This is a genomic window from Aliidiomarina minuta, assembly GCF_003987145.1.
Classification (GTDB): Bacteria; Pseudomonadota; Gammaproteobacteria; order Enterobacterales; family Alteromonadaceae; genus Aliidiomarina; species Aliidiomarina minuta.
Map to the genome: position 1 here is coordinate 88,600 of NZ_PIPL01000004.1, position 26,759 is coordinate 115,358.

Annotated in this window: 20 protein-coding genes and 1 tRNA gene; 13 read left to right on the forward strand and 8 right to left on the reverse strand. The window is 49.1% G+C overall.

Features of this window, described 5'->3' with window-relative positions:
• Positions 1-10 precede the first annotated feature (10 nt).
• Positions 11-949: an META domain-containing protein gene (locus CWE09_RS13635; protein WP_126804621.1), complete on the forward strand. Its 939-nt coding sequence runs from the start codon at positions 11-13 to the stop codon at positions 947-949.
• On the opposite strand, the gene upp is transcribed toward CWE09_RS13635, so the two are convergent.
• On the reverse strand, positions 946-1,575 hold the full coding sequence (gene upp, locus CWE09_RS13640; protein WP_126804622.1) for a uracil phosphoribosyltransferase: 630 nt from the start codon (positions 1,573-1,575) through the stop codon (positions 946-948). The genes CWE09_RS13635 and upp overlap by 4 nt on opposite strands.
• A gap of 111 nt (positions 1,576-1,686) precedes the next feature.
• Positions 1,687-4,854 carry a bifunctional proline dehydrogenase/L-glutamate gamma-semialdehyde dehydrogenase PutA gene (gene putA / locus CWE09_RS13645; RefSeq protein ID WP_126804623.1) on the reverse strand — a complete coding sequence of 1,056 codons (3,168 nt, stop codon included), beginning with the start codon at positions 4,852-4,854 and terminating at the stop codon, positions 1,687-1,689.
• Positions 4,855-5,105: 251 nt separating this feature from the next.
• Here putA and CWE09_RS13650 point away from each other — a divergent pair, with 251 nt between their 5' ends.
• Positions 5,106-5,738 (forward strand): CYTH domain-containing protein, encoded by a 633-nt coding sequence (locus tag CWE09_RS13650; RefSeq protein ID WP_126804624.1) that lies wholly within the window; start codon positions 5,106-5,108, stop codon positions 5,736-5,738.
• 4 nt (positions 5,739-5,742) lie between these two features.
• Positions 5,743-8,604 carry a bifunctional [glutamate--ammonia ligase]-adenylyl-L-tyrosine phosphorylase/[glutamate--ammonia-ligase] adenylyltransferase gene (glnE, locus tag CWE09_RS13655; protein WP_126804625.1) on the forward strand — a complete coding sequence of 954 codons (2,862 nt, stop codon included), beginning with the start codon at positions 5,743-5,745 and terminating at the stop codon, positions 8,602-8,604.
• Here the strand turns inward: glnE and lpxL are convergent.
• Together lpxL and tolC are read right to left on the reverse strand one after the other, a co-directional pair.
• On the reverse strand, positions 8,601-9,539 hold the full coding sequence (gene lpxL, locus CWE09_RS13660) for an LpxL/LpxP family Kdo(2)-lipid IV(A) lauroyl/palmitoleoyl acyltransferase (protein ID WP_126804626.1): 939 nt from the start codon (positions 9,537-9,539) through the stop codon (positions 8,601-8,603). The two genes, glnE and lpxL, sit on opposite strands and share 4 nt — an antisense overlap.
• 99 nt (positions 9,540-9,638) lie before the next feature.
• Positions 9,639-11,039, reverse strand: coding sequence for an outer membrane channel protein TolC (tolC, locus tag CWE09_RS13665; protein WP_126804627.1), 1,401 nt, complete (start codon positions 11,037-11,039; stop codon positions 9,639-9,641).
• Between the two features lie 228 nt (positions 11,040-11,267).
• Between tolC and nudF the strand changes: the two genes are divergently transcribed.
• The 6 genes from nudF (at position 11,268) to rraB (ending at position 17,792) form a co-directional block, all read left to right on the forward strand.
• Complete coding sequence (nudF, locus tag CWE09_RS13670; RefSeq protein ID WP_198679805.1) at positions 11,268-11,906, forward strand: ADP-ribose diphosphatase; 639 nt, start codon at positions 11,268-11,270, stop codon at positions 11,904-11,906.
• A gap of 3 nt (positions 11,907-11,909) precedes the next feature.
• Positions 11,910-12,389: a DUF1249 domain-containing protein gene (locus CWE09_RS13675; protein WP_126804629.1), complete on the forward strand. Its 480-nt coding sequence runs from the start codon at positions 11,910-11,912 to the stop codon at positions 12,387-12,389.
• Complete coding sequence (gene parE / locus CWE09_RS13680; protein ID WP_420808003.1) at positions 12,379-14,268, forward strand: DNA topoisomerase IV subunit B; 1,890 nt, start codon at positions 12,379-12,381, stop codon at positions 14,266-14,268. The genes CWE09_RS13675 and parE overlap by 11 nt, the downstream gene beginning before the upstream one ends.
• A 3-nt stretch (positions 14,269-14,271) precedes the next feature.
• The gene (gene parC / locus CWE09_RS13685) at positions 14,272-16,515 is read left to right on the forward strand and encodes a DNA topoisomerase IV subunit A (protein WP_126804631.1); all 2,244 of its coding nucleotides are present in this window, start codon (positions 14,272-14,274) and stop codon (positions 16,513-16,515) included.
• 93 nt (positions 16,516-16,608) lie between these two features.
• Positions 16,609-17,343, forward strand: coding sequence for a 1-acylglycerol-3-phosphate O-acyltransferase (locus CWE09_RS13690; protein WP_126804632.1), 735 nt, complete (start codon positions 16,609-16,611; stop codon positions 17,341-17,343).
• Positions 17,344-17,357: 14 nt separating this feature from the next.
• Complete coding sequence (gene rraB, locus CWE09_RS13695; RefSeq protein ID WP_157982864.1) at positions 17,358-17,792, forward strand: ribonuclease E inhibitor RraB; 435 nt, start codon at positions 17,358-17,360, stop codon at positions 17,790-17,792.
• A 16-nt stretch (positions 17,793-17,808) separates the two neighbouring features.
• On the opposite strand, the gene CWE09_RS13700 is transcribed toward rraB, so the two are convergent.
• The 3 genes from CWE09_RS13700 to pepA are packed head-to-tail and all read right to left on the reverse strand — an operon-like array spanning position 17,809 to position 22,663.
• Complete coding sequence (locus tag CWE09_RS13700; protein WP_126804634.1) at positions 17,809-20,661, reverse strand: valine--tRNA ligase; 2,853 nt, start codon at positions 20,659-20,661, stop codon at positions 17,809-17,811.
• 41 nt (positions 20,662-20,702) lie between these two features.
• Complete coding sequence (locus CWE09_RS13705; protein ID WP_157982865.1) at positions 20,703-21,155, reverse strand: DNA polymerase III subunit chi; 453 nt, start codon at positions 21,153-21,155, stop codon at positions 20,703-20,705.
• Between the two features lie 2 nt (positions 21,156-21,157).
• The gene (gene pepA, locus CWE09_RS13710) at positions 21,158-22,663 is read right to left on the reverse strand and encodes a leucyl aminopeptidase (RefSeq protein ID WP_126804636.1); all 1,506 of its coding nucleotides are present in this window, start codon (positions 22,661-22,663) and stop codon (positions 21,158-21,160) included.
• Between the two features lie 156 nt (positions 22,664-22,819).
• Between pepA and lptF the strand changes: the two genes are divergently transcribed.
• Positions 22,820-23,926, forward strand: coding sequence for an LPS export ABC transporter permease LptF (gene lptF / locus CWE09_RS13715; protein WP_126804637.1), 1,107 nt, complete (start codon positions 22,820-22,822; stop codon positions 23,924-23,926).
• Positions 23,926-24,996, forward strand: a complete 1,071-nt coding sequence (lptG, locus tag CWE09_RS13720) for an LPS export ABC transporter permease LptG (RefSeq protein WP_126804638.1) — start codon at positions 23,926-23,928, stop codon at positions 24,994-24,996. Before lptF ends, lptG begins: the two co-directional genes overlap by 1 nt.
• Here lptG and CWE09_RS13725 read toward each other — a convergent pair.
• Positions 24,993-25,496, reverse strand: a complete 504-nt coding sequence (locus tag CWE09_RS13725) for an RDD family protein (RefSeq protein ID WP_157982866.1) — start codon at positions 25,494-25,496, stop codon at positions 24,993-24,995. The genes lptG and CWE09_RS13725 overlap by 4 nt on opposite strands.
• Before the next feature lie 125 nt (positions 25,497-25,621).
• Here CWE09_RS13725 and CWE09_RS13730 point away from each other — a divergent pair.
• Together CWE09_RS13730 and CWE09_RS13735 are read left to right on the forward strand one after the other, a co-directional pair.
• A tRNA-Leu gene (locus CWE09_RS13730) sits at positions 25,622-25,708 on the forward strand.
• 479 nt (positions 25,709-26,187) lie between these two features.
• Positions 26,188-26,715 (forward strand): hypothetical protein, encoded by a 528-nt coding sequence (locus CWE09_RS13735; protein ID WP_126804640.1) that lies wholly within the window; start codon positions 26,188-26,190, stop codon positions 26,713-26,715.
• Positions 26,716-26,759: the final 44 nt, after the last annotated feature.

The window sequence follows — 26,759 nt, forward strand, 5'->3', positions numbered from 1 at the left end:
AGGAAGTAAAATGAAAGGACTTAAATCAGCTTTGGGATTAGTTATTACTGCGGGGCTTGTGGCCTGTAGTTCGGAGCCAGAAAGCCAGCCAACCCAGCTTTATCACTGCGGCGCGGCTAGTATCGAAGTTACTCAATTAGACGAGCAGCAGATAAAGTTGCGATACGCTGACACTGAGTATGAACTGGAGTCAGTCGAGGCTGCGTCTGGCAGTGCTTATTCAAGCGACGATGAAGAATCGATGGCGACGATGTTCTGGTCCCAGGGTAATACTGCGATGGTCGAGATTGAAGGTCGATCTTTACCTATGTGCGCTAAGCCGGGCGCTATTATTGAGTCTTTTACCGCAAGCGGTAATGAACCATTCTGGCATCTGTCACTGGCTCAGGATGAGTTAAGGTTGCAGCGTTTAGGAGAAGAGGAAGTGGTTATCGAAGTCAGCCCTGAGCTGACCGAACAGCATACTCATTTGCATAGTGACGAGAGCAACTTACATGTAGAAATTCATCAGGAACTCTGCATAGACAGCATGAGCGGGATGAATTTTCCGCAACGCGTAAGCATGCGTTATCAGGGCGAGGAGCTGGAAGGCTGTGGTGGTTTGCCTGCGCGTCTGCTACAGGGAGTAGAGTGGCAGGTTCAGCAGCTGAAGGGTGATGACATTTCAGCGCATGAGGTGACTTTGCAGTTTATGGCGGACGGAAACATTGCCGGTCACTCTGGCTGTAATCACTATTTCGGACGTTATGATATATCTGGAGAAGGCATGCAGATAAGGGGGCTCGGCGGTACTAAAATGGCTTGTGAGCAGGAAGTCATGAATATTGAGTATGAATTCCTGGATGAGCTCGCAAAAGCAGTGCATTTTAATATGCAGGCACATGATGGCGAAGAAACGGGAGGTCTGGTTATTGAGTCCCGCCAGGGAACTATAAAAGCTGTCCGTTAGCGGGTTCCAAATATTCTATCGCCGGCATCGCCCAGCCCAGGGAGGATATAGCCCTGCTCATTGAGGCGCTCATCCTGGGCGGCGCTAAAAATCTCAACATCGGGGTGTGCCTGGATTACTTTTTCAATTCCTTCGGGAGCGGCGACCAGCACCAGTACTCTTATTTTTGTGCAGCCATGGGCTTTGAGCATATCGAGAGTCGCTATCATAGAACCACCGGTAGCCAGCATGGGATCAATGACGAGTGCGAGTCGTTCGTCCAGGTTACCAGCGAATTTCTCATAATAGGATACCGGCTGCAAAGTTTTTTCATCACGATACAAACCGACCACACTGACTTTTGCCCCGGGAATTAACTGCAACACTCCGTCCAGCATGCCAATGCCGGCACGTAATATGGGTACCACCGTTACTTTTTTACCCTTCAGACGTTTGATTTCAATGCGTTCATTGTTCCAGCCGTTCAGAAAAGCCGGTTCCAGCTCGAGATCTTTAGTGGCCTCATAGGTCAATAGATTAGCCAGTTCGTTGGCCAGTTCGCGAAAGTTTTTAGTGCTGATATCCGGAGAGCGCATGAGACCAATTTTATGCTGAACTAAAGGGTGGCTAAGGATTTGTAATGACATAATATGCTCTGCTTAAACTGAAAAGATATCAGCTATTATAGCCATCTGAGAGTAAAAACAAAAAACGCCAGTCGGCTACCCGGCTGGCGTTTTTGGCATCACTATTATTATTTAGTCACCGAGTGAAAGCAGTGTGGCGTTGCCACCTACTGCGGTGATGTTATCGCTGAAGGTTTTTTCAGTCATAAAGGCATACAGGTAGTGAGGACCACCTGCTTTAGGACCGGTACCGGACAGACCCTGACCGCCAAATGGCTGTACACCGACAATAGCGCCAATCTGGTTACGGTTAATATAGACGTTACCAACATTGATCTTGCGTGCTACATCATAGGCAAAGGTTTCATTGCGACTATGAATACCAAAGGTTAAACCGAAACCAGTGTCATTGATGTCATTTATGACCTTATCGACTTCTTTATTCTTGAAGCGGATAACATGCAAAATAGGGCCAAAGTTTTCGCGTACTAGCTGACTGATACTATCAATTTCGATAGCGGTCGGTGTAACAAAGGTTCCACCCTGAGTATATTCAGGCATAGGAGCTTCGCCGATTATCGTACCGGCTTGCTGGATATCCTGAATATGTTGTTCCAGGTTAGTTTTAGCGATACCGTCAATCACCGGACCAACGTCAGTTTTGTGATCGATAGGATCGCCAACGGTTAATTCCGCCATAGAGCCTTTTAGCAGATCGAGTACGCGGTCGGCGATGTCGTCCTGCACGTAAAGTACACGTAATGCAGAACAGCGCTGGCCAGCACTGGCAAAAGCGCTATGCACGACGTCAGTAACCACCTGTTCTGGCAGAGCGGTGGAATCAATCATCATAGCGTTCTGACCACCGGTTTCAGCGATCAGTGGCACTATAGTGCCACTACGTGCAGCCAATGCCCGGTTAATAGCCTGGGCGGTATTAGTGGAGCCAGTAAAACAAACGCCCCCAATATTCTCCTGGCTCACCAGATAAGCACCAATTTCAGCACCGTTGCCGGGTAAGAAGTGCAACACGTCGCCTGGAATACCAGCTTCCAATGCCAGTTGTACCGCACGATAGGCGATTAACCCAGTCTGCTCTGCCGGTTTAGCAATAACACAGTTACCGGTGGCTAAAGCAGCGGTAACCTGACCTAAAAAGATAGCCAGTGGGAAGTTCCACGGGCTGATGCAGACAAAAGTGCCGCGACCCTGAACAAAAAGTTCGTTCTTCTCGCCGGTTGGCCCTGGCAGTTTTTCACCTTCGCTCATTAACTCACGCGCTTTAATCGCGTAATAACGACAGAAATCGACGGCTTCACGGACTTCATCAACTCCATCCTGCAGGCTTTTGCCAGCTTCCAGGGTGCAAAGTGCGATCAGCTCATGCATGTTCTCTTCCAGCAGATCAGCCAGCTTTTCAAGCTTCACTGCACGATCGTCAGCTTTGGTTCGGGTCCAGGCCGGGAAAGCCTGGTTAGCAATGGTCAGTGCTTTTTCGGCCAGCTTAGCGTCAGCCCAGCCGATGGTGCCCATCTGCTGTGAGGTCTGCTGTGGGCTGGTGACTGAGACTTTGTGGTCAGCAGTTACCAGCTCGCCACCAATGATAGGTCCACCCTGCCATTGGTTGTTTTGGTAGCTGCGAATTTTTTCGAAGAATTGGTCACCTTGAGAGTGAATATTCATATTGAGTCCTGAAGAGTTTTTACGTGAACCTAGGATGCCTTTAGGCAGAGGAATCTTGTCGTTGGCCAGAGAAGGTTTCTTGCGCAGGTTTTCCAGCGGGTGCTCGACCAGCTCGTCCACCTCTACACTAGGATCCAGTAATTTGTGTACGAAAGAGCTGTTGGCACCATTTTCAAGCAAACGGCGCACCAGATATGGCAGTAAATCTTTATGTTCACCTACAGGTGCATAAATACGTACAGTACGACCTTTATCTTCTTTCAATACGGTGTTGTATAAGTCTTTACCCATACCATGCAGGCGTTGGAATTCATAACGTCGGCCATCTTTAGCCAGTTCCTGAATGGCAATAATGGATTGCGCATTATGAGTTGCAAACTGTGGGTATAAGTTACCTTCAGTCTGTTCACTCAGCAGATACCGGGCACACGCCAGGAAAGATACGTCAGTACTCGCCTTGCGGGTAAATACAGGGTAGCCGTCGAGGCCAAGCTGTTGGGACAGTTTGATTTCAGTGTCCCAGTAGGCGCCTTTAACCAATCGAATCGGTATCTCGTCACCTATTTCTTTGGCCAGCGCGTTAACCCAGCAAAGTACAGGTAAAGCACGGGTAGAATAGGCTTGAACGACCAGGCCAAAGCGTGGCCAGTCTTTGCATACACCGCTACGGTAAACTTTTTCAAAGAGCTCAAGGGAAGGCTCCAGGCGATCCATCTCTTCGGCGTCTATAGTGACTCCAACATCGGCCTGTTTAGCCAGCTTTATCAGCTCCAGCAGGTCAGTTGCCAGCTCGTCCAGAATGCGATCATGGTTAGACGCTTCATAACGCGGGTGCAATGCAGATAGCTTAATGGAGATCGTAGGACGGGGTACGTCCGGATTATTGAATTTTTCCGCGGCTACTGTTTTTATCGAATCCACATAAGCGTTGTGGTAACGCTTTGCATCTTTCATGGTCAGCGCAGCTTCACCCAGCATGTCGTACGCGTGGGTATAACCGATGTCGCGATTCTTACGGCTGTTTTTGAGCGCTTCTTCGATGCTCCGACCGAGCACAAACTGCTTACCCATGAGCTGCATAGCATGATGGGTTGCATTGCGCACTACAGGCTCGCCAAGGCGTTTTACCAGGCGGCGGAAGCGTGACACCGGTGTGTCTTCTTCGCGGCCTTTAGGATTAATTACCTGAGTCGTGAGGTTCAAAGCCCAGGTACCTGAATTGACCAGCATAGATTCGCTTTTTTTCAGGTAATCTTTCCAGGCACCGCCGGAAAGCTTATCGCGAATTAATGCGTCGGCGGTAGGGCCATCAGGAATGCGTAGCAGAGCTTCAGCCAGACACATTAATACAATACCTTCCTGAGTATCCAGGCTGTATTGCTGTAGAAATGCGTCAACACCGTCACCACGACCGGCATCCCGGCGGACCTGCTTAACCAGTTCACGGGACTTGTCAGTCTGTCGTTGAATGGTTTCTTCGTCGCTGGGAAGCAGAGCGATTAACTCTTTCAGGTAGCTTTCTTCGTCGACAATATAATTGTCTGAGACAGCTTTCCATAGTTCATCCAGCTGGTTGCCATCATAATGTGCTTCTAACACTTTACTCGCTTTGAACATTACATCTCCTGTAAAACTCTGTCGAAGCGAATTCGACTTGGCTACCCCCACTTTGGGTATTGACGCCAGTATATGACTATTTTCTGCTTGGTAAAGCCTAGTTGTAGCCTAATTTTGGCAGAAAACACAAATTTAAGGACGAAACGAAGGCTAACTGCGATATTTTACACTTTATTCATTATTCTTGAGTCCTTTGCTACTTCAGCATAAGCTTGCATTATTGCAAATAAACTCAGATAAACAGAGCACTGATGAATCAAGAGAGCGAACTTAAATTTACCTTCTCCGCAGCCGATGACAAGGCTCTGCGGAGCTATTTGAATAAGTGTACCAGCGCGCAGCAAAGTCGCCACCTGATTAATGAATACTTTGATACCGCAGAAAAAGATCTGCAGCGTTTCCGTATTGGCTGCCGCATTCGCCGCTGGCGCACAGAGCAAGGGATGGAAGCGGAACAGACAATTAAACTGGCAGGTACGGTAAATAATGGATTACATCAGCGACCGGAATACAACCTCCCGGCAACTGATTTGCAAACGCCCGATTTAACAAGTTTTCCTGCCGATATATGGCCTTCTGATATGGATATAAGTGTTATAAATAAGGAGTTACTGCTGCAGTTTAGCGTAGACTTCGAACGTTCGATTTGGATTGCTGATTTCAACTCTGATAATGCAGAAAATAGGATTGAAATAGCTCTTGATGATGGCTTTATTCGAGCCGGAGACCAGACCCAGCGAATTTATGAGCTGGAACTTGAATTGTTGTCGGGTTCGGTTGATGCTTTACGCAGTTTTGCTGACCAGTTAAATCAATCAGTACACCTAACTGCCTTTGATGAAAGCAAAGCGCAGCGCGGTTATGCATTGATGCAGGGGAGATAATAATTTGCAGCCATTACGGCCAGAGCATACCAGTTATGAGAAATTACCAGCTTTGCTGCAAAAGGAAGCAGAGAACAGCTGGTCTTTAATTGTTGACGCGCATCCGCAGCTTGAGGAGTTAGCTCAGGATGAACGTGACTGGTTACGTTGGTTAGTGGCTATCAGTGACTTCATTGGCTGGGTATTGCGCCGTTATGGCATGCAGGCGTATCAGGTTATCCGGATTAAAGAACCTCCCGAATATACTCCTTTGGTAACTCAGGCGCTGCAGAACTGTGATAATGAAGACAATGCGATGGCTGAGATTCGTCGTCTACGTCATACCCAGCTGGCCCGTTTGGCAGCGTTGGATTTAAGCGGACAGTTGTCGCTCACTGATTTCTTTACCGCAAATACAGCTTTGGCGGACGCTTTAATCGAACAAAGCACCCAATGGCTGGAGAAGTTTTATCGACCGCGCTGGGGCCAGGCTCTGGATGAGCAGGGCGAGATACTTCCGCTAGTGATCATCGCGATGGGAAAACTCGGCGGTGAAGAACTTAATTTTTCTTCTGATATTGATTTGATCTTTTGTTACCCAATCCAGGGAGAAACTCAGGGCGGGCGACAAAATCTGGAACATAGCATTTATTTTACCCGTATGGGGCAGGCACTAATAAAAATGCTCGGTCAGCAAACGGTTGATGGTCAGGCGTTCAGGGTGGATATGAGGCTGCGGCCTTTTGGCCAGGCCGGACCGATGGCCACAAGTTTCTCAGCATTGGAAGACTATTATCAGGAACAAGGGCGGAACTGGGAACGTTATGCCATGGTGAAAGCCCGCTACCTGAACCTGAGTGAGCCATGGCGCGAAGAGCTGTATAACCTGTTACGACCCTTTGTATTCCGTCGTTATCTGGATTACAGCGCTATTGAAGCGCTGCGTAAAATGAAATTGTTAATCAATCAGGAAGCGCGCCGACGGGGTGTCAGCGATAATATCAAACTGGGACTTGGCGGTATCCGTGAAGTGGAATTTATTGCCCAGGCTTTTCAGTTGATTCGTGGCGGCCGTGAGCGAGACCTGCAAACCCGCTCCTTATTGCCCGCATTAGAAGCTTGCGCTGAGCATAATTTATTGAGTAAAGGCGACGCCGCAGAGTTGCAGCAAGCTTATGCCTGCCTGCGAAAAATTGAACATATTTTACAGCAACTGCATGATGAACAGACTCAGAGTTTGCCGCAAGAGGAGCTGGATCAGATGCGTCTGGCAGAGGCTTGCGGACGACCTGATTTTGTAACCTTGATTAAAGATCTGCAACAACAGATGCAAAACATTCATCGACATTTCTTAGCTGTGATCGGTGGCGAAGAGGAAATGATGGGTGAAGAAGACAGTGATCTGGCTATTTTATGGCAGGACTTGCTGGCCGATGAAACTGCTCATGAAGTACTTGAAGAAGCGGGCGTTGAAGATGCTGCTACCTGGTGGCAAAAAATCAATGGTTTCCGGCAGGACGTGCGAAAGCGTACACCAGGCCCACGGGGCCGGGAACTGCTTGCGCAGCTAGTACCTGTGCTGGTGGAGCTGAGCATCAGGAAAAGTGGCAGTAGTGATTTACTGGCGCGTATTTTTTCAGTCTTACAGCAGATTGCTTCACGCACGACCTATCTGGAGTTATTGGCTCACAATAAAGGAGCCAGGGAACAGCTGGTGTTGCTGTGCAAAGATAGTCCCTGGATAGCGGGGCAGCTGGCCCGTTACCCACACCTACTGGATGAATTAATAGATCCTGCACAATTGTATGACCTTCCTGAAGTGGACAGCTATAAAGCGTCTGTGCATGAATTTATGGCGCGTATTCCGCTGGACGACATGGAAGCGCAGATGGAAACTCTGCGCCAGGCGAAACAGGCATTTCAGCTTAAGATAGCTGCCGCAGATGTGAGCAAGGCAGTGCACTTAATGCGGGTTAGCGATCACCTGACGCATCTTGCTGAAGCCGTTATTGAACAGGTAGTCATAATGGCCTGGCAACAACTAACCGAACGCCACGGTGTGCCACCAGGACGAGATGCCCATAACAGCGGTTTTGCCGTACTTGGTTATGGCAAACTGGGTGGTATGGAATTGGGTTACGGTTCCGATTTGGATCTGGTATTTGTTTGCGACGATATCCCAGATGCGCAAACGGATGGTCAGCGTCCTATTGATGTACAACAGTTTTATCTGCGGCTGGCACAGCGCGTACTGCACCTGTTCACTACCCGCACCATGTCAGGGGTGCTCTATGAAGTGGATATGCGGCTACGACCATCCGGCAGCGGCGGCTTATTGGTTATTCAACTGGCCACTTACAGTGATTACCTGTCACGGGAAGCCTGGACCTGGGAATTGCAGGCTCTGGTTCGTGCCAGAATGGTATTCGGCCATGCTGAATTACGTGAGCGTTTTCTTAAAATACGTGAAGAGCAACTGAAATTAGTCAGAGATGAGCAAGAATTGCGGGCGGACATTGTAAAAATGCGCGCCCGCATGCGCGAACATTTGTGGAAGAAACACGCGGATCAGCTGGATATTAAACAAATGCCGGGAGGCGTTGCTGATATTGAATTTATTACTCAGTTTCTGGTTTTGCTGCATGCCCATGAACATACTCATAAGCTCTGTCGTTATACTGACAACGTGCGAATTTTGAACACAGCCCGGCAACTTGAAATTTTGCCTGAACAGGATTATCACGATTTAGTAGACGCTTATCAGGCTTACCGTATAGAGTCTCATCGGCTGGCGCTTGCGGAAAGGGGAGGGTTGAGCGATCAGGATTTCTCAACCCATATTAATAAAGTGAAAGCGATCTGGTCGCGAATGCTGGAGCCTGATTAGCGGTAATAGCTAGGCATATCAGTTTCCGGTCGGGTCTTAAAACGTCGGTGAACCCACATATAAAGTTCCGGCTGCATTGCTATAGCGCGCTCTACTTCTTTGTTTATCCGGCTGGCGTCCTCAACAAGGTCGCCTGTCGGAATATCTTCCTGCAATGGGTAAAAATGCAGATGATAACCGCGACCTTTAGGTAAGCGTTTACATACACTAACAAGAGGTCGCGCTTTTTTCAGTCCGGCAAAAATACTGGTGCCAGTGGTAGTACAGGCGTCCGGAACATCAAACAAAGGTACAAAGACGCTGCGTCGGGGACCATAATCCTGATCCGGCAGGTAGCCACAAACTTCGCCGTCGTTGAGTGCCCGAATCATGCCCCGGACATCCTTTCGCTGAATCATGTATTTGTTACTGCGACTACGGCCTTTGGTTTGCAGATATTCCATCAACGCGTTGTTATGTGGGCGGTACAAACCTATGGACGGATGGTGTAAACCAACCACCCGGGCATGTACTTCCAGGTTCAGAAAGTGGAATAACAAAACAAGGCTGCCATAGCCATTATCAATATTATGCTGAATATGTTCCCAGCCTGATATGGTTAGTTTGCGCTTGAGCCGCCAGTCAGGCCACCACCAGGCAATTCCTGTTTCAAATAGTGCAATGCCATTATTCGCGAAGTTTTCTTTTAATAATTGCTCGCGCTCTTCGGTGGGCATATCAGGGTAGCAAAGTTGCAGATTACGGCGCGCAATTTTGACCCGCTTGGGAAGTATTTTATAAAGTAACTTGCCCAGGCCTCGGCCTAAAACCAGCTGCAGCCGGTAAGGTAACCAGGACAGAGCATATAGCACACCTACACCAAGCCAGGTTGGCCAGTATTTAGGAAGCAGAAAGCGAGCCTGAAAAGAGGGTAGGGCAACAGCGTTTTTATTCACAGTAAAACTCTTTGTAATAAACCGGGATCAGTCTAACTGAATTTGCTTGTAGCGAAAAGGCAGGTAAAAAACAGCCGGCTTAAGCCGGCTGTTTTTATTTTATTGTTGCTGAATATCCGGGTCAGGTATTGGAGCTTCCGGTGTTTCTGCTCGCTCGGCTGGCATTAAGGCATCATTGACAGCAAATAAGTCGTCTTCGCTGATAGTCCCTGCGGCCTGTTCCAGGGTTAAAACGCCCCGAATGTAGCCATAGCGGGCTTCCGATAGATTGCGTCGTGCATTAAACAGGTTACGGGTACTGTCGAGTACATCTACAATAGTACGGGTACCGACTTCAAAACCTGCCTGAGTTGCATTTAAAGCACTTTCTGCTGAAACCACCGCTTGCTCTAGTGCGCGGATAGTGGAAATGTTTGCCACTACGTCCAGATAAGCCGTACGCACGGTACGTTCAACCTGACGACGGTTCTCTTCCAGAGTCTGACTGACGGCAACGTAGTCATTACGTGCTTCTTCAGTGCTGGCTACGGTGCGACCACCCAGATACAAAGGCAGATTTAGCTGCAAGCCAATCTCGCTTGTGTTCAAGCCATTAGTCCTGAGTCTCTGATCACCGCTGTGACGTGTAGCATCGCTGTTGCCGTAGCTTGCACTTAGTCTGACGGTTGGATAATGTCCCGTGCGCGCCAGTTCAATGTTCTGGTCGGCGATTTCAAGAGCGCTACGGCTGATTAATAACTGCAAATTTCTTTCGTGAGCGGTATCCACCCAGCGACGCGCTCCGGTAGGTTGCGGTGATGCCGGGTCAAAGCGCTCCGTATTCAGCACCTGAATATCCTGATGTGAACGCCCGGTGATTTCACGCAAGGCTTCAAGGGCAATTTCTACCTGGTTCTGTGCCTGAATTTCCTGGGCCAGGACATTGTCGTACTGTGCCTGCGCTTCATGCACATCGGTAATAGCGATCAAACCAACCGAGAAACGCTGACGGGTTTGATCCAGCTGGCGCTCAATAGCGCGTTTTTCTGCTCGTGCGAACTCAAGGTTATCCTGAGCGGCTAATACGTTAAAATAAGCATCCGTAACACGCAGCATTAACTGCTGACGGGAAAGCAGATAATTCACTTCCGCCTGATAGGCCTGCTTTTCTACAATGCCGGTGCTGCGCCAGGTACCCAAATTAAATACCTGTTGCGATAAGTTAATTTCCTGGCCAAAAGTACGGGTTCTGGTGCTGTTAATAACGTTGGGGTTATCAATATTGGCAGATTCTACATCCCTATAGGAATAACCTACCTGAAGATTTATTTGCGGCCACCAGTCAGCGCGGGAAACATCCACTGATGATTTGGCTGCATCACGTTCCGAAGCGGCACGTAGTAATTGTGGATCATTTTCTAGTGCCATGCGATAGATATCGGTAAGATCGGTGGCATTAGCGGTAATACTGGAGACGCCGAGGCTAATACTCAGGGTAAGCGTCAGTAATCTGATTTTCATCGATATTTTCCCTTGTCATATTGGAAATTTTTATATTTCTGAGCCTGTAAATCCTAACTGGCCACATGTTAGCGCGTTTTGCTTTAAAAGCGTATGCTAAAGAACATTTTTTCGCCGCTTGCAAGTGTAACAGAATGTTTGATTGTAACGCCTCTGGATCGGTAACATATCACGCATTCAGGTTGTTTAAATTAGAGACTTTAAAGCAAAGGAGTTCCTGTGTCTAAGTTGACAGAAGGGAAAGTGGAGTTTTCGGCAGGGGATGTACGGATTCTGGATAAAAAGCCTCTCCATCAGGGCTTTTTTAAGACCACTTTATATCGCTTGCAGCACCGCCTTTTTAAAGGAGGCTGGAGCGAGGAAATTGAACGGGAAGTGATGGACCGGGGCCATGCCGTGGTAGTTTTGCCTTATGATCCGGTGCGTGATGAAATTGTGATGCTCGAGCAATTCCGCGTGGGCGCGCTGGCCACCAGTGAAAGCCCCTGGCTAATTGAACTGGTGGCAGGCATGACAGAGTCTGATGAGAGCATTGAGAATGTCGCGCACAGAGAACTGGATGAAGAAGCCGGACTTACCTGTGATCGTTTAACTTACGCTATGAGTTATTTATCCAGCCCGGGCGGTTTGACTGAGCGGATATATATTTACATGGCGCGCGTAGATGCGACTCAGGCAAGTCTTTATGGTGGGCTTGATAGTGAGCATGAAGATATACGGATACAACCGGTAGCCCGGGAGCAAGTAATGCAGATGCTTGAGTGTGGTGTGCTGGATAATGCGGCGACGGTGATTGCATTACAGTGGCTGGCGTTGCACCATGAAGTCTTGTGTGATGAGTGGAATCAACAGGTAGATGAGAAGTAACCGATGAAGAAGCGGCAGTACGTACATAACCTGCGAGAGATGCAGAGTCTGGCCGAACGCAACTATGCGGCTGCAGCCAGTTTGTTGCCGGATACTTTTGCCGTAGGCGAGAGTCGCACCCTGGCTATTGGTGAGCAGCTCACTTTTGAAGTTAGAATACTGACCGATGCACCTTATACGACAGATATAAAAATTGAGCAGTTGCAGCCATTATCGCCTGACTATCTGAAGTCCAGCTTCACGGTACGTTTGTACCACGATATGCAGCTGGCGGAGATGATTGCCAGTCAGGGTTTGGACAGGTTTGCGGCTCATTATGAGCAGCCAAACGAGAACATGCATCAGCGTGATGAAAAACGTCAGATAAATAATTTTCTGGCCGATTGGCTGCGCCTCTGTTTCAATAAGGGCCGTTGGCAGGATTTGACAGCGCAGGCTGCCGGAATGTCTTTTAAGTTTCAGGTAAAGCATAATAATGAGTGATTATAAAGCGGATGCTATTGAGGTCCTGAATGGCCTCGAACCGGTGCGTCGACGCCCCGGAATGTACACGGACACAACCCGACCTAACCACCTGGCCCAGGAAGTTATTGATAACAGTGTCGATGAAGCGCTGGCCGGGCACGCTCGTTCCATCACCGTAATTCTACATGACGATCAGTCTTTGGAAGTACTGGATGACGGGCGTGGCATGCCGGTTGATATTCATCCGGAAGAAGGTTTACCCGGTGTCGAACTGATCATGACTAAGTTGCATGCAGGGGGCAAATTCTCGAATAAGAACTACCAGTTTTCCGGTGGTTTGCATGGGGTCGGCATTTCAGTGGTTAATGCCTTGTCGACAAAGCTGGATGTAACGGTTAAGCGCGACGGTCAGGTTTATGAAATGAGTTTTGCTAGTGGCGATAAAACTCGTGAACTTGAAGTGACAGGTACCGTCGGCAAGCGCAATACAGGTACCCGCCTGCGTTTCTGGCCTGATGTCAGTTATTTTGACAGCCCTAAATTTTCAGTCACTCGTCTGATGTATCAGTTACGCGCCAAAGCCGTGTTATGTCCGGGGCTGGCGATTAAGTTTATTGACCATAATCAGAACCTGGAAGAAAACTGGTTATACGAAGGTGGTTTACAGGACTACCTGTGTGAGGCGGTAAAAGATTTTGAACGTATACCGGAAGAGCCTTTTATTGGCGATTTCAGTGCCTCAGAAGAAGCCGCTGCCTGGGCTGTCACCTGGTTGCCTGAAGGCGGCGAGGGTATTCATGAAAGTTATGTCAATCTGATCCCAACTGCACAGGGCGGTACTCATGTTAATGGCCTGCGTCAGGGCATGCTGGAAGCACTGCGCGAATTCTGTGAATTCCGTAACCTGTTACCACGCGGTGTGCGCTTAACGCCAGAAGATATCTGGGAACGTTGTAGTTTTATTCTTTCCATTAAAATGTCAGACCCGCAGTTTTCCGGACAAACCAAGGAACGCCTGTCGTCACGGCAGACTTCTGCTTTTGTTAGTGGCGTAGTAAAAGACGCTTTCAGTTTGTGGCTGAATGAACACACCGATTTGGCGGAGCAGATAGCTGAGCTGTGCATTACCAATGCGCAACGTCGTATGCGTGCAAGTAAAAAAGTGATACGTAAACGGGTCACCCAGGGGCCTCCATTGCCGGGCAAACTGACTGACTGTGCCAGTCAGGACACTTCACGCAGTGAACTCTTTCTGGTCGAAGGGGATTCAGCCGGCGGGTCTACCAAGCAGGCCCGGGATCGCGACTTTCAGGCGGTGATGCCGCTACGGGGGAAGATCCTTAATTCCTGGGAAGTGGACTCTGATCAGGTGCTGGGCTCGCAGGAAATTCACGATATTTCAGTCGCTTTGGGCGTTGATCCCGGAGCTCCTGACCTGGCCAAATTACGCTACGGTAAAATATGTATTCTGGCGGATGCGGATTCAGACGGTTTACATATCGCGACCTTATTATGCGCACTCTTTGTGCGCCATTTCCCTTCACTAGTGGCCGCTGGTCATGTCTACGTGGCTATGCCGCCGTTATACCGTATTGATGTCGGCAAAGAAGTGTTTTATGCACTGGATGAAAGTGAAAAGCAGGGTGTTCTGGATCGTATTGAAGCAGAGAAGAAACGCGGCAAGGTAAACGTGCAGCGCTTTAAAGGTCTGGGTGAAATGAACCCCATTCAGTTACGCGAAACCACCATGGATCCCAATACCCGGCGACTGGTGCAATTAACTATTACCGATATGCACGAAACTGAAATGTTAATGGATATGCTGCTGGCAAAAAAACGCTCAGGCGACCGCCGCAGCTGGTTAGAATCGAAAGGCAACCTGGTAGAACTGGCTTAAATTATGAGTACTATGCTGGAAAGCGAAGAACAGCTTGAAATGCATCGCTTCACTGAAGATGCGTATTTAAATTATTCGATGTACGTGATCATGGACCGGGCCTTACCGAACGTAGGTGATGGCCTTAAGCCCGTGCAACGACGTATTGTGTATGCGATGTCAGAACTGGGTTTGTCGGCACTGGCTAAGTACAAAAAGTCAGCGCGTACTGTCGGTGACGTATTAGGTAAGTTTCACCCTCATGGTGATTCAGCCTGTTATGAAGCCATGGTGTTGATGGCACAGCCATTCTCATACCGTTATCCGTTAATTGACGGACAGGGCAACTGGGGTTCGCCGGATGACCCTAAGTCATTTGCGGCTATGCGTTATACTGAATCCCGTCTCTCGCGTTTCAGTGAAGTCTTGTTATCAGAACTTGGCCAGGGCACTTCGGACTGGATACCCAACTTCGACGGCACCATGAGTGAACCTCAGGTACTACCGGCTCGATTGCCGCACATTCTGTTGAATGGTGTAACCGGCATAGCCGTGGGTATGGCGACTGACATACCGCCGCATAATGCCCGCGAAGTCGCCAACGCCTGTGCCTTGTTGCTGGATAATCCGAAAGCCGAACTAGAAGATTTGATGGAGTTTGTAAAAGGTCCGGACTATCCAACGGATGCTGAAGTCATAACCCCCGCCAAAGATTTAGAGCAGATTTATCGTACCGGTCGTGGCTCGATAAAAATGCGTGCTACCTACACCATAGAAGAAGGGGAGATTGTCATTGAAGCGCTCCCTCACCATTCCTCGGGTGCACGTATTCTTGAGCAAATCGCGGGCCAGATGCAGGCGAAAAAGCTGCCATTGGTGGCTGATCTGCGTGATGAGTCAGATCATGAAAACCCGACTCGTCTGGTGGTCGTGCCGCGTTCCAACCGGGTGGATACTGACCAGTTAATGGCGCATTTGTTTGCTACTACGGATTTAGAGAAAAACTTCCGGGTTAACCTCAATATGCTGGGCCTGGACGGACGGCCCCAGGTGAAGTCGCTGGTGACTATTCTTGGCGAATGGCTGCAGTTCCGTCTGCAGACCGTAACCCGTCGCCTGCAATACCGCCTGGATAAAGTTGAAAGCCGTCTGCATATTCTGGAAGGTTTGTTGATTGCTTTTCTGAGCATCGACGAAGTCATAGAAATTATTCGTACCGAAGATAAACCTAAGCCGGTGCTGATGGAGCGCTTTAAGCTCACAGCAACCCAGGCTGAAGCCATTCTGGAACTGAAATTACGCCACCTGGCCAAGCTTGAAGAGCAGAAGTTACGCGGCGAGCAGGACGAACTGGCGAAAGAGCGGGATAAGCTAACTACCTTGTTAAGCTCAGACCGTCGTATGAAGACTTTGATCAAAAAAGAACTGCTGGCCGATGCGGAAAAATATGGCGATGACCGTCGTTCACCACTGGTTGAGCGGGGCGAGTCCAAAGCGCTGAGCGAGCGCGAATTGGCACCATCTGAACCTGTTACTGTAGTGCTGTCGAAAAAAGGCTGGGTACGTTCAGCTAAAGGCCACGACGTAGATGGTTCCGGATTAGGTTATAAGTCCGGTGACGAATTCCTGGCGGCGGCCAAAGGGCGCAGTAATCAGCCAGTTGTGTTTATCGACTCGTCCGGGCGCAGTTTTGCCTGTGAAGCCCATACCCTGCCTTCCGCCCGCACACATGGCGAGCCCTTAACCGGGCGCTTTAGCCTGGTCAGTGGCGAAGTTATTGAACAGGTATTGATGGGCGAGAACGAACAGGAATATCTGGTCGGTTCTGACGCCGGTTATGGGTTTGTGACTAAGTTCTCGGATATGCAAAGTCGAATGAAGAACGGTAAGGCATTGCTAAGCCTGCCAAGTGCATCCCGGGCATTACCACCAGTCGCCGTGTCTGATTTTGCCACCGATCAGGTGGTGGTGATTTCCAACGAGGGCCGCATGCTGGTCTTCCCATTAGCTGATATGCCACAGCTGAGCAAAGGCAAGGGCAATAAGATGCTAAGCATCCCAACGACCCGCGCTAAGTTGCGCGAAGAGTATGTCAGTGCAATTTCGGTAGTGCCTGCGGAGAGCAGTGTGACCGTATTGGCGGGTAAACGTAAGCTGGTACTGAAACCTGCAGACCTTGAACACTATCGCGGTGAGCGCGGTCGTAGGGGCAATAAACTGCCTCGTGGACTGCAACGGGTGGATGCGATTCTGGCTGGTGAGCATTAAGCTAAAAAAAAGGTCACACCTGTACGCTGAAACGAGAAATCCGTTTATGAAGCAGGTATACTTGGCGCATCAAAAACATAGTGAGAGTGACCGATGTTAGCTGCAGTCAGACTATTAATTTTAGCAATTCTCTTTATTCTGGTTGGTGTGTTTGGGTGTTTGTTTTTAATACTGCGCCCATTCCACCGCAATAACACCGCTATCATGGCGCATGCTTTTGGCCGGATGCATCGTGTTATTGGACTCAAGCTTGAGATACGGGTGCCGCCTGAAGTGGAAAAGGGCGGGCCTTTTGTATTTATCGCCAACCATCAGAACAGCTATGACATCCTTACCATGAGCCGCTCCCTGTTACCAGGCACGGTCAGCATTGGTAAAAAAAGCCTGAAGTGGGTTCCTTTCTTTGGTCAGGTTTACTGGCTGGCTGGAAATATTTTAATTGATCGCAAAAACAGCGGCAAAGCCCATGGCACTATTTCGAGTGCGGCTAATGCGATTAAAGAACGCCAGCTTTCAGTGTGGATGTTTCCGGAAGGTACCCGTAGTTATGGCAAGCGTTTATTACCCTTTAAAACCGGTGCTTTTCATACCGCATTGCAAGCGGATGTGCCGATAGTGCCCGTGTGCATGTCGAGTACCCACGATCAGGTAAAGCTGAATCGCTGGCGTAATGGCACTGTCATTCTTGAAATGATGGCGCCCATTAGCACCGAAGGCCTGACAAAAAATGATGTTCGTCCCTTAATGCAACAGTGCCATGAGCAAATGGATGCTAAAATAGCAGAACTGGACGCTGAGGTGGCAGCCAGAGATAAAGCAATTGCTTGATGCAGGAGGGCTTAATGAGCGATCAGGAATTTGAAATATTAGACAGTGAACAGGCATGCCGTGCTTTTACCCGGGAAACCCTGAATGAACTGCAGGAAGCCGGTGCAGAACTGGAAACCGTGCACCTGATTGAGCATCATTTATTTAGCGTTAATTTTGATAACCTGGAAAAAGCAGTGGTAGAGCTGGTTAAAAAAGGGTACGAAGTTGACGATGCCGATGAAGTTGAACTGGACGACGGCAATACGGGGTATTGCTGTGACATCCTGATTGAAAGCCCATTACAGCAGGATGCCATTAATCAGCAGACGGACGTTATTTATGCGCTGGTGGATAAGTTTAATCTTGAGTATGACGGCTGGGGTACTTACCTGCCAGAGCTGGACGATGAAGAAGATTATGAGAACGAGAATGAGGATGAGGGCGACGATGCGCCCGTCATCCATTAACTCTTAACTACTCCTGCTACATAGCTGCAATCTTAGCCCGTTGCTGGGTTAAGGTTGCCAGCGTCTCTTCCTGCTCAGCAAGCTTAGCTCTTTCCTTATCAATAACAGCGGCCGGCGCTTTGCTGACAAAACTCTCGTTACCTAGCTTGCCCTGCACCCGTTTGATTTCACCATTAGCTTTATCGATTGCCTTGTCCAGACGTGCCAGTTCGGCGTCTTTATCAATTAAACCGGCCATTGGGATATGCAGCTCCAGCTTACCTATCAGAGCAGTTGCTGACGCCGGGCCTTCTTCAGCATCGGACAAGAAGTCGATGCTTTCCAGTTTCGCCAGGGCTTTCAGGAAGCTGGCATTCTGCTGCAACCGACGGCTGGCAGTTTCGTCAGCGTGTTGAAGCAATAAAGGCAGTGCTTTGTTCGGCGAAATGTCCATTTCACCGCGAATGTTACGCACTCCTTCAATGACCTGTTTCAGCCACTCCATGTCCGCCATAGCCTGCGGATACTGCTCAGTTTCAACCTGAGGGAAAGGCTCCACCATGATGCTCTTACGGCTGCTGGTGTCGATACCAGATACTGGCGCGACCCGTTGCCAGATAGCTTCAGTAATATAAGGCGTAATAGGGTGCAGCATGCGCAGTAGTTTTTCTAAGGTCCGTATCAGGGTCTGACGGGTGCCCCGTTGCTGGGCTTCGCTGCCGTTAAAGATAACCGGCTTGGTCAGCTCCAGATACCAGTCACAGAACTGGTTCCAGGTAAATTCATAAGCAATAGCCGCGGCCTGGTCAAAACGGTATTGATCTAAAGCTTTACGGAATTCTGCCACCGCCTGGTTACTGCGCTCGATAATCCATTGATCGGCTAATGACAGTTCAATCTCGCCGCCATCCAAACCACAGTCATGTTCTTCAGTGTTCATTAACACATAACGACTGGCGTTCCACAGCTTGTTGCAGAAGTTACGATACCCTTCCAGGCGTCTCATGTCCCAGTTTATATCACGGCCGGTTGAAGCCAGTGCCGTTAAGGTGAAACGCAACGCATCGGTGCCGTGAGCAGTAATGCCTTCAGGGAATTCTTTGCGGGTACGTTTGGCGATTTTATCTGCCTGCTTGCCCTGCATCATATTAGCCGTGCGTTTTTCCAGCAGGCCATCCAGTGAAATGCCGTCAATCATATCCAGAGGGTCCAGCACGTTGCCTTTGGATTTGGACATTTTCTGGCCTTCTTCGTCACGGATAAGCCCTGTGACGTAGACCTTTTTAAAGGGTACCTGAGGCTGACCTTTCTCGTCTTTCAGAAAGTGCATGGTCATCATGATCATGCGTGCTACCCAGAAGAAAATAATGTCAAAACCTGTCACCAGCACATCGGTTGGATGGAAGGTTTTTAAGTCGTCTGTGTTCTCAGGCCAGCCTAGTGTGGAGAACGTCCACAACGCTGAGGAGAACCAGGTGTCCAGTACATCTTCGTCCTGGCGGATAGCGGTATCGCCCAGCTTGTATTTGTCACGGACTTCCTGTTCGGTACGACCCACATAGATATTGCCTGCGTCGTCATACCAGGCTGGAATTCGGTGACCCCACCATAGCTGACGGGAAATGCACCAGTCCTGAATATCGCGCATCCAGGCAAAGTACATGTTTTCATATTGCTTAGGTACGAATTCAATCTGACCGTCTTCCACCGCTTCAGTAGCGACTTTGGCCATAGGAGCTACACGCACATACCACTGATCGGTCAGGAAAGGTTCAATCACCACACCGGAGCGGTCGCCCATAGGCACCTTGTTGGTATGCTCTTCAATAGCTTCCATTAAGTCCGCTTGCTGCAGAGCTTCGACAACAGCTTTACGGGCTGCAAAGCGTTCCATGCCGGCAAACTCGGCTGGCAGGCTTTCGTCCATATCGGTAATGGCTTCGCCCTGGGTATTATAAATTTCAGCGGCGTTCAGAATGTGCGCTTCATCGCTTAGGATATTGATCAGTGGCAACTGATGCTTTTTGCCCACTTCGTAGTCATTAAAGTCATGAGCCGGGGTGATTTTCACACAGCCGGTACCAAACTCCTGATCCACGTAATCGTCGGCTATGATTGGAATGCGGCGGCCGACTAAAGGCAGATCGATAAATTTGCCCTGTAATGAGGTGTAGCGCGGATCATCCGGGTGCACAGCCACACAGGCATCGCCCAGCATAGTTTCCGGACGGGTGGTGGCAACCACCAGATAGTTTTTGCCATCAGCCGTAGTAGCGCCGTCGGCCAATGGATAACGCAGGTGCCATAGTTTGCCCTGGGTATCGTGGTTTTCGACTTCCAGATCAGAAATAGCGGTTTTCAGTTTAGGATCCCAGTTGACCAGGCGCTTTCCGCGGTAAATCAGATCCTCTTCAAAAAGGCGTACAAAAACTTCCTGCACTGCTTCGGACAAGCCGTCATCCATAGTGAAGCGTTCGCGCTCCCAGTCTACAGAATCACCTAAACGGCGCATTTGTTGGGTAATATTGCCACCAGACTCAGCTTTCCATTCCCAGATCTTGTCAATGAAGGCTTCGCGACCCATTTCATGGCGAGTAGGCGCATTCTCAGCGGCCAGTTTGCGCTCCACAACCATTTGCGTGGCAATGCCAGCATGATCAGAACCAACCTGCCACAGGGCGTTGTAGCCGTCCATGCGCTTATAGCGGGTCAGGGTGTCCATAATGGTGTGCTGAAAGGCATGCCCCATATGCAGGCTACCTGTCACATTGGGGGGCGGTATCATAATGCAATAAGATTCACCCTGGCCGTCGGGCTTAAAATAACCTGCCTGTTCCCAGTTTTCATACAGCGATTCTTCAATGGCCTGGGGGGAGTATGTCTTATCCATAATATCCTTCGTTTTTATTGCTGGCGTTTGATTGCTGGCATTTAATTGCTGGTGGTTAGTTCGGCCTGATCGGTATTGATCGAAAAACCGAGCTTCCGATAATGCTTATAACGTTCGCGCGCCTGTATGCGCGCCTGTTCTTCGGTTGGCACAAAGTCGATAATATGGCGACTTTGTTGCGCCTGAGCCGGTACTTCGGTGGCCAGATTGAGCAGACAGTGGCGGTGGCCCTGAAAGGACTGCTGGCTGTCGGGCCAGTTTATCATCACCGGCGTACCACTGGCGGGACCTTCTCCCGCCAGATTATGGGGAATAAAAGCATCGGCAGGTAACTTCCATAACAACTCGTCCAGCGCTTCCGCCTGGCTTTGGTCCTGCGCCATCAGGGCCACACGTTTGCCGTCCCGGTACTGGTCGCATACCAACTGGCAGACAAACTCCAGGTGTTGTGCTGGTGCAATATTGTCGAGTATATAAAAATTACCCTGTGCCAAAATTATTCGCCCGTCTCAGCGCCGGCTTTAGTGAGCAGGTACTGGGTTAATAAAGGCACCGGACGACCAGTTGCGCCTTTGTTTTTGCCACTGTTCCAGGCGGTACCTGCGATATCCATGTGTGCCCAGTTGTACTTCTTAGTAAAGCGCGATAGGAAGCAGGCTGCAGTAATAGTACCTGCAGGACGGCCGCCGAGGTTGGTCATGTCTGCAAATGGGCTGTCCAACATGTCCTGGTATTCATCCCATAACGGCAGGCGCCAGGCGCGATCGCTGCTTTGTTCACCGGCGTTGATCAGTTCGTGAGCCAGTGGATTATGGCTGCTTAACACCGCACTGGCATGAGAACCCAGGGCAATAACACAGGCACCAGTTAAGGTGGCCATATCAATGACGGTCTCAGGATTAAAACGCTCTACGTAGGTCAGTGCATCGCACAGTACCAGGCGGCCTTCAGCGTCGGTATTCAGCACTTCTACCGTCTGGCCTGACATGGTAGTGATCACATCGCCAGGACGATAAGCTTTGCCGTCCGGCATGTTTTCACAGCCAGCCAGCACACCCACTACGTTAATAGGCAGTTGCAGTTCAGCAAGTGACTGCATGGCACCCAGCACACCGGCTGCGCCACCCATGTCGTATTTCATTTCATCCATGCCTTCAGAAGGCTTGATAGAAATACCGCCGGAGTCAAAGGTCAGGCCTTTGCCGACCAGCACGATAGGGGCTTTGTCGTCAGCCGCGCCTTTGTAATGCATTAAGGTCATCATAGGCGGATTGGCAGAGCCCTGGCTGACCGCCAGGTAACTGTGCATGCCCAGCTCTTCCATCTTTTCGCGGTCAACGCGTTCAATGCTTAAGTTGTCGTAGCTTTCAGCTACTTTCTCAGCTTGTTCAGCCAGCCAGATTGGGGTGCAGATATTAGGTGGCATATTGGCCGCATCACGGCACAGGGTCACACCTTTAGCCACTGCTAGGCCATGCTGGATAGCACGCTCACCGATACTCAGTTCACGACGTGTTGGCACGTTAAATACCAGCTTACGCAGTGGGCGACGCGGCTCTTCTTTTTTGGTTTTCAGCTGATGGAAGCTGTACAGGCTGCTGTTCGCGGCTTCTACCGCCTGGCGCACTTTCCAGTAGGTATCGCGGGCTTTGACATGCAGTTCACTTAAGAAACATACCGCTTCCATAGAGCCGGTTTCATTCAGGTTGGAAATCGTCTTATCAATAATCTGTTTGTATTGCCGCTCGTCAAGTTCACGTTCTTTACCGCAGCCAACCAGCAATACGCGCTCGCTTAAGATGTTAGGTACGTTGTGCAGAAGCAGCATCTGGCCTGCTTTGCCTTCCAAATCACCGCGACGTAATAAGTTGCTGATATAACCGTCACTGATATGATCTAACTGTTCGGCAGCGGGGGATAACCTGCGCGGCTCGAAAACACCGACTACAATACAGGCTGAACGCTGTTTTTCCGGGCTGCCGCTTTTGACATTAAATTCCATGGTAACTCCCATTTCTGGTGAAATCTGAACAAGCATGGCATTATACGCGAATACATGCTGTGAAGATTGCTTGCAGGTTTAATTCTTATGAAAACAACAAGTCTACCTAAATATTCACTCATTTCCAGTGAAAAGCAAGGTTAAGAGAACTCTTACGTGCGCATATTTCGTTACTTAACTCGTGAAACCTTTAAAGCCCAGCTGGCTGTTTTCATCGTTTTGATGACTATATTTATCAGCCAGCAGTTTATTACTGTGCTTACTCAGGCGACAGACGGAGAGGTGCCAGCCGGACTGATTATTCAGGTGCTGGGGCTACAATTACCGGCTTTGGCTGCTTTGATCCTGCCAATAAGTCTTTTTCTGGGTATTTTAATGGCCCACGGACGTATTTATGCCGACAATGAAATGGCGGTATTGCACGCCTGTGGTGTCAGTGAATGGTATGTCGCCCGGGTGACACTGGTTTTTGCCTCGGTACTGGCGGTGATCACTGCAGTGCTGACCATCTGGCTCGGCCCCTGGGCGATGAGCCAGGAATATCAGATTGCTGAGCGCGCACGCATGGAAGCCGGCGTTGCTGCGATTCAAACCGGTCGCTTCCAACAGGCCAGCAGTCAGAATGCAGTTATTTTTATTGAAGGACAAAGTGGCAATGGTCGTTTGCAGGAGGTCTTTGTTGCGCAGTTACCTGAACGTCTGGAGCCGGGCAGCCTGCGCGCCAGCGTGGTGATGGCTGAGTCAGGTCAGGTACTGATGGATAGTGCTGGTTCACAGACCTTGATTCTGGAAAATGGACGCCGTTATTCACAACATATTTACGAACTGGACCATCAGGTCATGCAGTTTGACCGGTATGAGATGCAAATCCGTGAGCAGGAAGTGGATGAGGACCAGCGACGACTGGAAGCTATACCCACTATGGAATTGATGCAGCGCAATGACTCAGAGGCCCATGCTGAGTTGCAGTGGCGTATTGCTATTCCACTGGCCATGCCTTTGTTGACTCTGATAGCGGTTCCTTTAAGCCGGGTGAACCCGCGCCAGGGCAAGTTTGCCCGCATGGGGCCCGCATTGCTGATTTATCTCGGCTATTTTCTGGTGCTTATGGCTGCTCGCCGGGCCATGGCGGACGGTGCTATACCACCGGAAATTGGTTTATGGTGGATTCATATTGGTTTGTTGATATTTGGCGTACTGCTGATTTTTAAAGGGCGTCCGATAGGACACAGATTTATTGCCAGAGTGCGGGGACGAGGCTGATGTTTAATATCCTTGACCGTTATATAGGTAAAACCATTCTGGCTACTACAGGCCTGAGTCTGGCTGTATTGGCTGGCCTTAGTGCTCTGATCCGTTTTGTTGAGCAAGTGCGTGCTATTGGCCGCGGCACCTATGACATGATGGACGTGCTGGCCTTTGTGCTACTCAGTATACCTCGTGATGTAGAACAGTTTTTCCCCATGGCGACCCTGCTGGGTGGTTTGATTGGCATAGGTTTATTAGCCAGCAACAGCGAATTAGTGGTGATGATGGCGGCAGGGCGCTCGCGTCTGAACATCGTTAGTTCAGCGATGAAGTCGGCTATTATCATGATGCTGGCTATTACCGCTTTAGGCGAATGGGTAGCCCCGCAGCTGGAAAGCCAGGCGCGTCAATTACGTGCTCAGGCCGTATCCGGTGGCAGTCTGATCAGTGGCCCTCAAGGACAGTGGGCAAAAGACGGCAATCAGTTCATTAATATCGGCGAAGTGCAGGATACGGGTCTGTTGCAGGACCTGACTATTTATCAGTTTTCAGCTGAGCGCGAACTGGAGCGTGTTGTGCGCGGTGAAAGTGCCCATTTTATAGGGCCTGACTGGCGTGTGCGTAACGTAACGTATACCGAGATGGGCGAGGAGCGCATTGATAATTATCGGTTGGCAAGCTGGTCCTGGCAAACCGGCCTCACCCCTGAAAAGTTAGGGGTGCTGACTGTACGACCCGAGTCCCTGCCTATTAGCGGACTGAACAGTTATATCAATTATCTGAAGGCCAATAACCAGGATGCCAGTCGTTACGAATTAGCCCTGTGGCGTAAAATCCTGGCGCCATTGACAGTAGCCGTGATGCTACTGGTGGCCTTATCTTTCATTTTCGGTCCGTTACGTTCTGTAACTATGGGAGCCCGGGTATTGCTGGGCGTTATCACAGGTTTTGTCTTCCACGTAGCCAACCAGGTGTTTGGCCCCATCGCGCAGGTCTATCATTTACCGCCTGTAATGGGCGCGGCGCTGCCTAGTTTATTATTTGCGGCAGCGGCTATTTACGTTATGCACCGGCAAAAAACTTAAAACTTCTTCCAGTTGCGCAGTTTATTGGCTTCAGCACTAAGCACAATGACTTCGCAATTGGCGGCTTTGTCCTGCCAGGCCAGTTTTTGCTGGCCACTGAACAGCAGGCCAATATTGCTCAGTCCAAAAGCTGAGCTTAGCAAACGAATGGTGGCTTGTTTCCAGCCAATACATGAACCATCCGTATTCTGCACTTTCAGGCGCCAGGACCGCATACCAATCGTTTGTCCGCCACGCACCCAAAAACCTGCATAGAACCAGAAAATAACAGCCACCAGATACAGCATAAAGAGTACGTTACCTTCCAGCACTGAAGCATGATCCTGCTCCGCACCCAGCGAAATAAGCCCAATACTCACCAGGCCAGCGACAAAGCCGAGTGCAATAATAGTAGCAAACATCAGTAGCGCAATAATGACCAGGAAGTCATATAAAATGGCGCCTAAGCGGCGTGCCAGACCGGCACGGGGAAAGTGGGTATGTTCAGGAAAAGCTGGCATTAGAGGTCTCTTGCTTAAATGTTGTACGAGGGCAAATGATAACATGAAATTGTTTTCATTTGCCCCTTGATTCAGAGGGGTACGAGGGTATAATGCCACTCGCTCTACAAGCACTTCCCCCTGATGCCCGGGTGGCGAAATCGGTAGACGCAGTGGATTCAAAATCCACCGCCAGAAATGGTGTGCCGGTTCGAGTCCGGCCCCGGGCACCATTGCACTATCCCATGTTATCCAATATCGTCCGTTGCTAAACACGCAAATTGATCTGCTCAGGTTAATCGTCAACGTGTATAAGCATGGTGAAGGTCCTTCTCGTACTAAGCTCGCTAAAACGCACCCAGAGTTTTATTCATATCACAGTATTGCTAAAGCGTTTGATATCTTGCCAGTCTATGATTCTCGGTCCACTCCACCCAGCTAACTTCAAACCTACATCATGAATAAAAAGCTTATTTTTTCTTTTGTTAAAGGTATGTTTCGTTCTGACGATAGCTTTCATAGCTTTCATAGCTTTCATAGCTTTCAGTAGTAAAGCAAATTACTTCAATGGCATGGAGGTCAAATATGACTTTTAATACTCACAACGTGTCAATGGAGTAGATTAACTAAAAGGATACGATCCGGTAAGCTATAGTCTTATCGAATTTGTTTATATTGTGATTATAAAAATAATACAACACGGAGAAAAAGAATGAGAAAAGTACTATTGATTGCAGCCGTTTTCCTAACATTAGTCGGTTGTGGCAGTGATACAGATTTTGTAAAAAACGGGACCATGAACTTCAATAGTACTATAACAGTTGGAAAGGCTCTTGATAGCTGGAAAAGTTGTGAAGAAAGTGGATGGGAAGAGTTTAAGACTGATAATGGTGTGAGAGTTGTTCAATTCTCTTGCCAACATAGAATTGGTCAATTTTTTACTGAAATGAAAAGCCTATTGTCAGAAAGTGACCGAGCGGAAGTTGATCACTTAGATGTTATTGCAAACGTTCAGACTTTCCAGTTCACGTTAAACCAAGACGACACATTTCAAATTGACAATGTTCAAGTAAAAACAACATGGATGGATGGTACATCTTTTAAAGATTCTCAGGAACCAATAGAGCAGTTAGAAATGGTATATGCTAACCAACTTAGTTTTGAACCTGATGAATTAGATTCAACAGTAGCAGCTCAGATTTACTATCTCTTTATGGTTATTAAAGCTAATGCGAGTTAAGACGCTTCTTAAGGGATTACCAGAAATAAATAAGCGACTTACAA

Bases quoted from the DNA above. Each gene is read 5' to 3' on its own strand.
- CWE09_RS13635 (WP_126804621.1), top strand. From the start codon at position 11: ATGAAAGGACTTAAATCAGCTTTGGGATTAGTTATTACTGCGGGGCTT.
- upp (WP_126804622.1), bottom strand. From the start codon at position 1,575: ATGTCATTACAAATCCTTAGCCACCCTTTAGTTCAGCATAAAATTGGT.
- putA (WP_126804623.1), bottom strand. From the start codon at position 4,854: ATGTTCAAAGCGAGTAAAGTGTTAGAAGCACATTATGATGGCAACCAG.
- CWE09_RS13650 (WP_126804624.1), top strand. From the start codon at position 5,106: ATGAATCAAGAGAGCGAACTTAAATTTACCTTCTCCGCAGCCGATGAC.
- tolC (WP_126804627.1), bottom strand. From the start codon at position 11,039: ATGAAAATCAGATTACTGACGCTTACCCTGAGTATTAGCCTCGGCGTC.
- CWE09_RS13675 (WP_126804629.1), top strand. From the start codon at position 11,910: ATGAAGAAGCGGCAGTACGTACATAACCTGCGAGAGATGCAGAGTCTG.
- parC (WP_126804631.1), top strand. From the start codon at position 14,272: ATGAGTACTATGCTGGAAAGCGAAGAACAGCTTGAAATGCATCGCTTC.
- CWE09_RS13690 (WP_126804632.1), top strand. From the start codon at position 16,609: ATGTTAGCTGCAGTCAGACTATTAATTTTAGCAATTCTCTTTATTCTG.
- rraB (WP_157982864.1), top strand. From the start codon at position 17,358: ATGAGCGATCAGGAATTTGAAATATTAGACAGTGAACAGGCATGCCGT.
- CWE09_RS13700 (WP_126804634.1), bottom strand. From the start codon at position 20,661: ATGGATAAGACATACTCCCCCCAGGCCATTGAAGAATCGCTGTATGAA.
- pepA (WP_126804636.1), bottom strand. From the start codon at position 22,663: ATGGAATTTAATGTCAAAAGCGGCAGCCCGGAAAAACAGCGTTCAGCC.
- lptG (WP_126804638.1), top strand. From the start codon at position 23,926: ATGTTTAATATCCTTGACCGTTATATAGGTAAAACCATTCTGGCTACT.
- CWE09_RS13725 (WP_157982866.1), bottom strand. From the start codon at position 25,496: ATGCCAGCTTTTCCTGAACATACCCACTTTCCCCGTGCCGGTCTGGCA.
- CWE09_RS13735 (WP_126804640.1), top strand. From the start codon at position 26,188: ATGAGAAAAGTACTATTGATTGCAGCCGTTTTCCTAACATTAGTCGGT.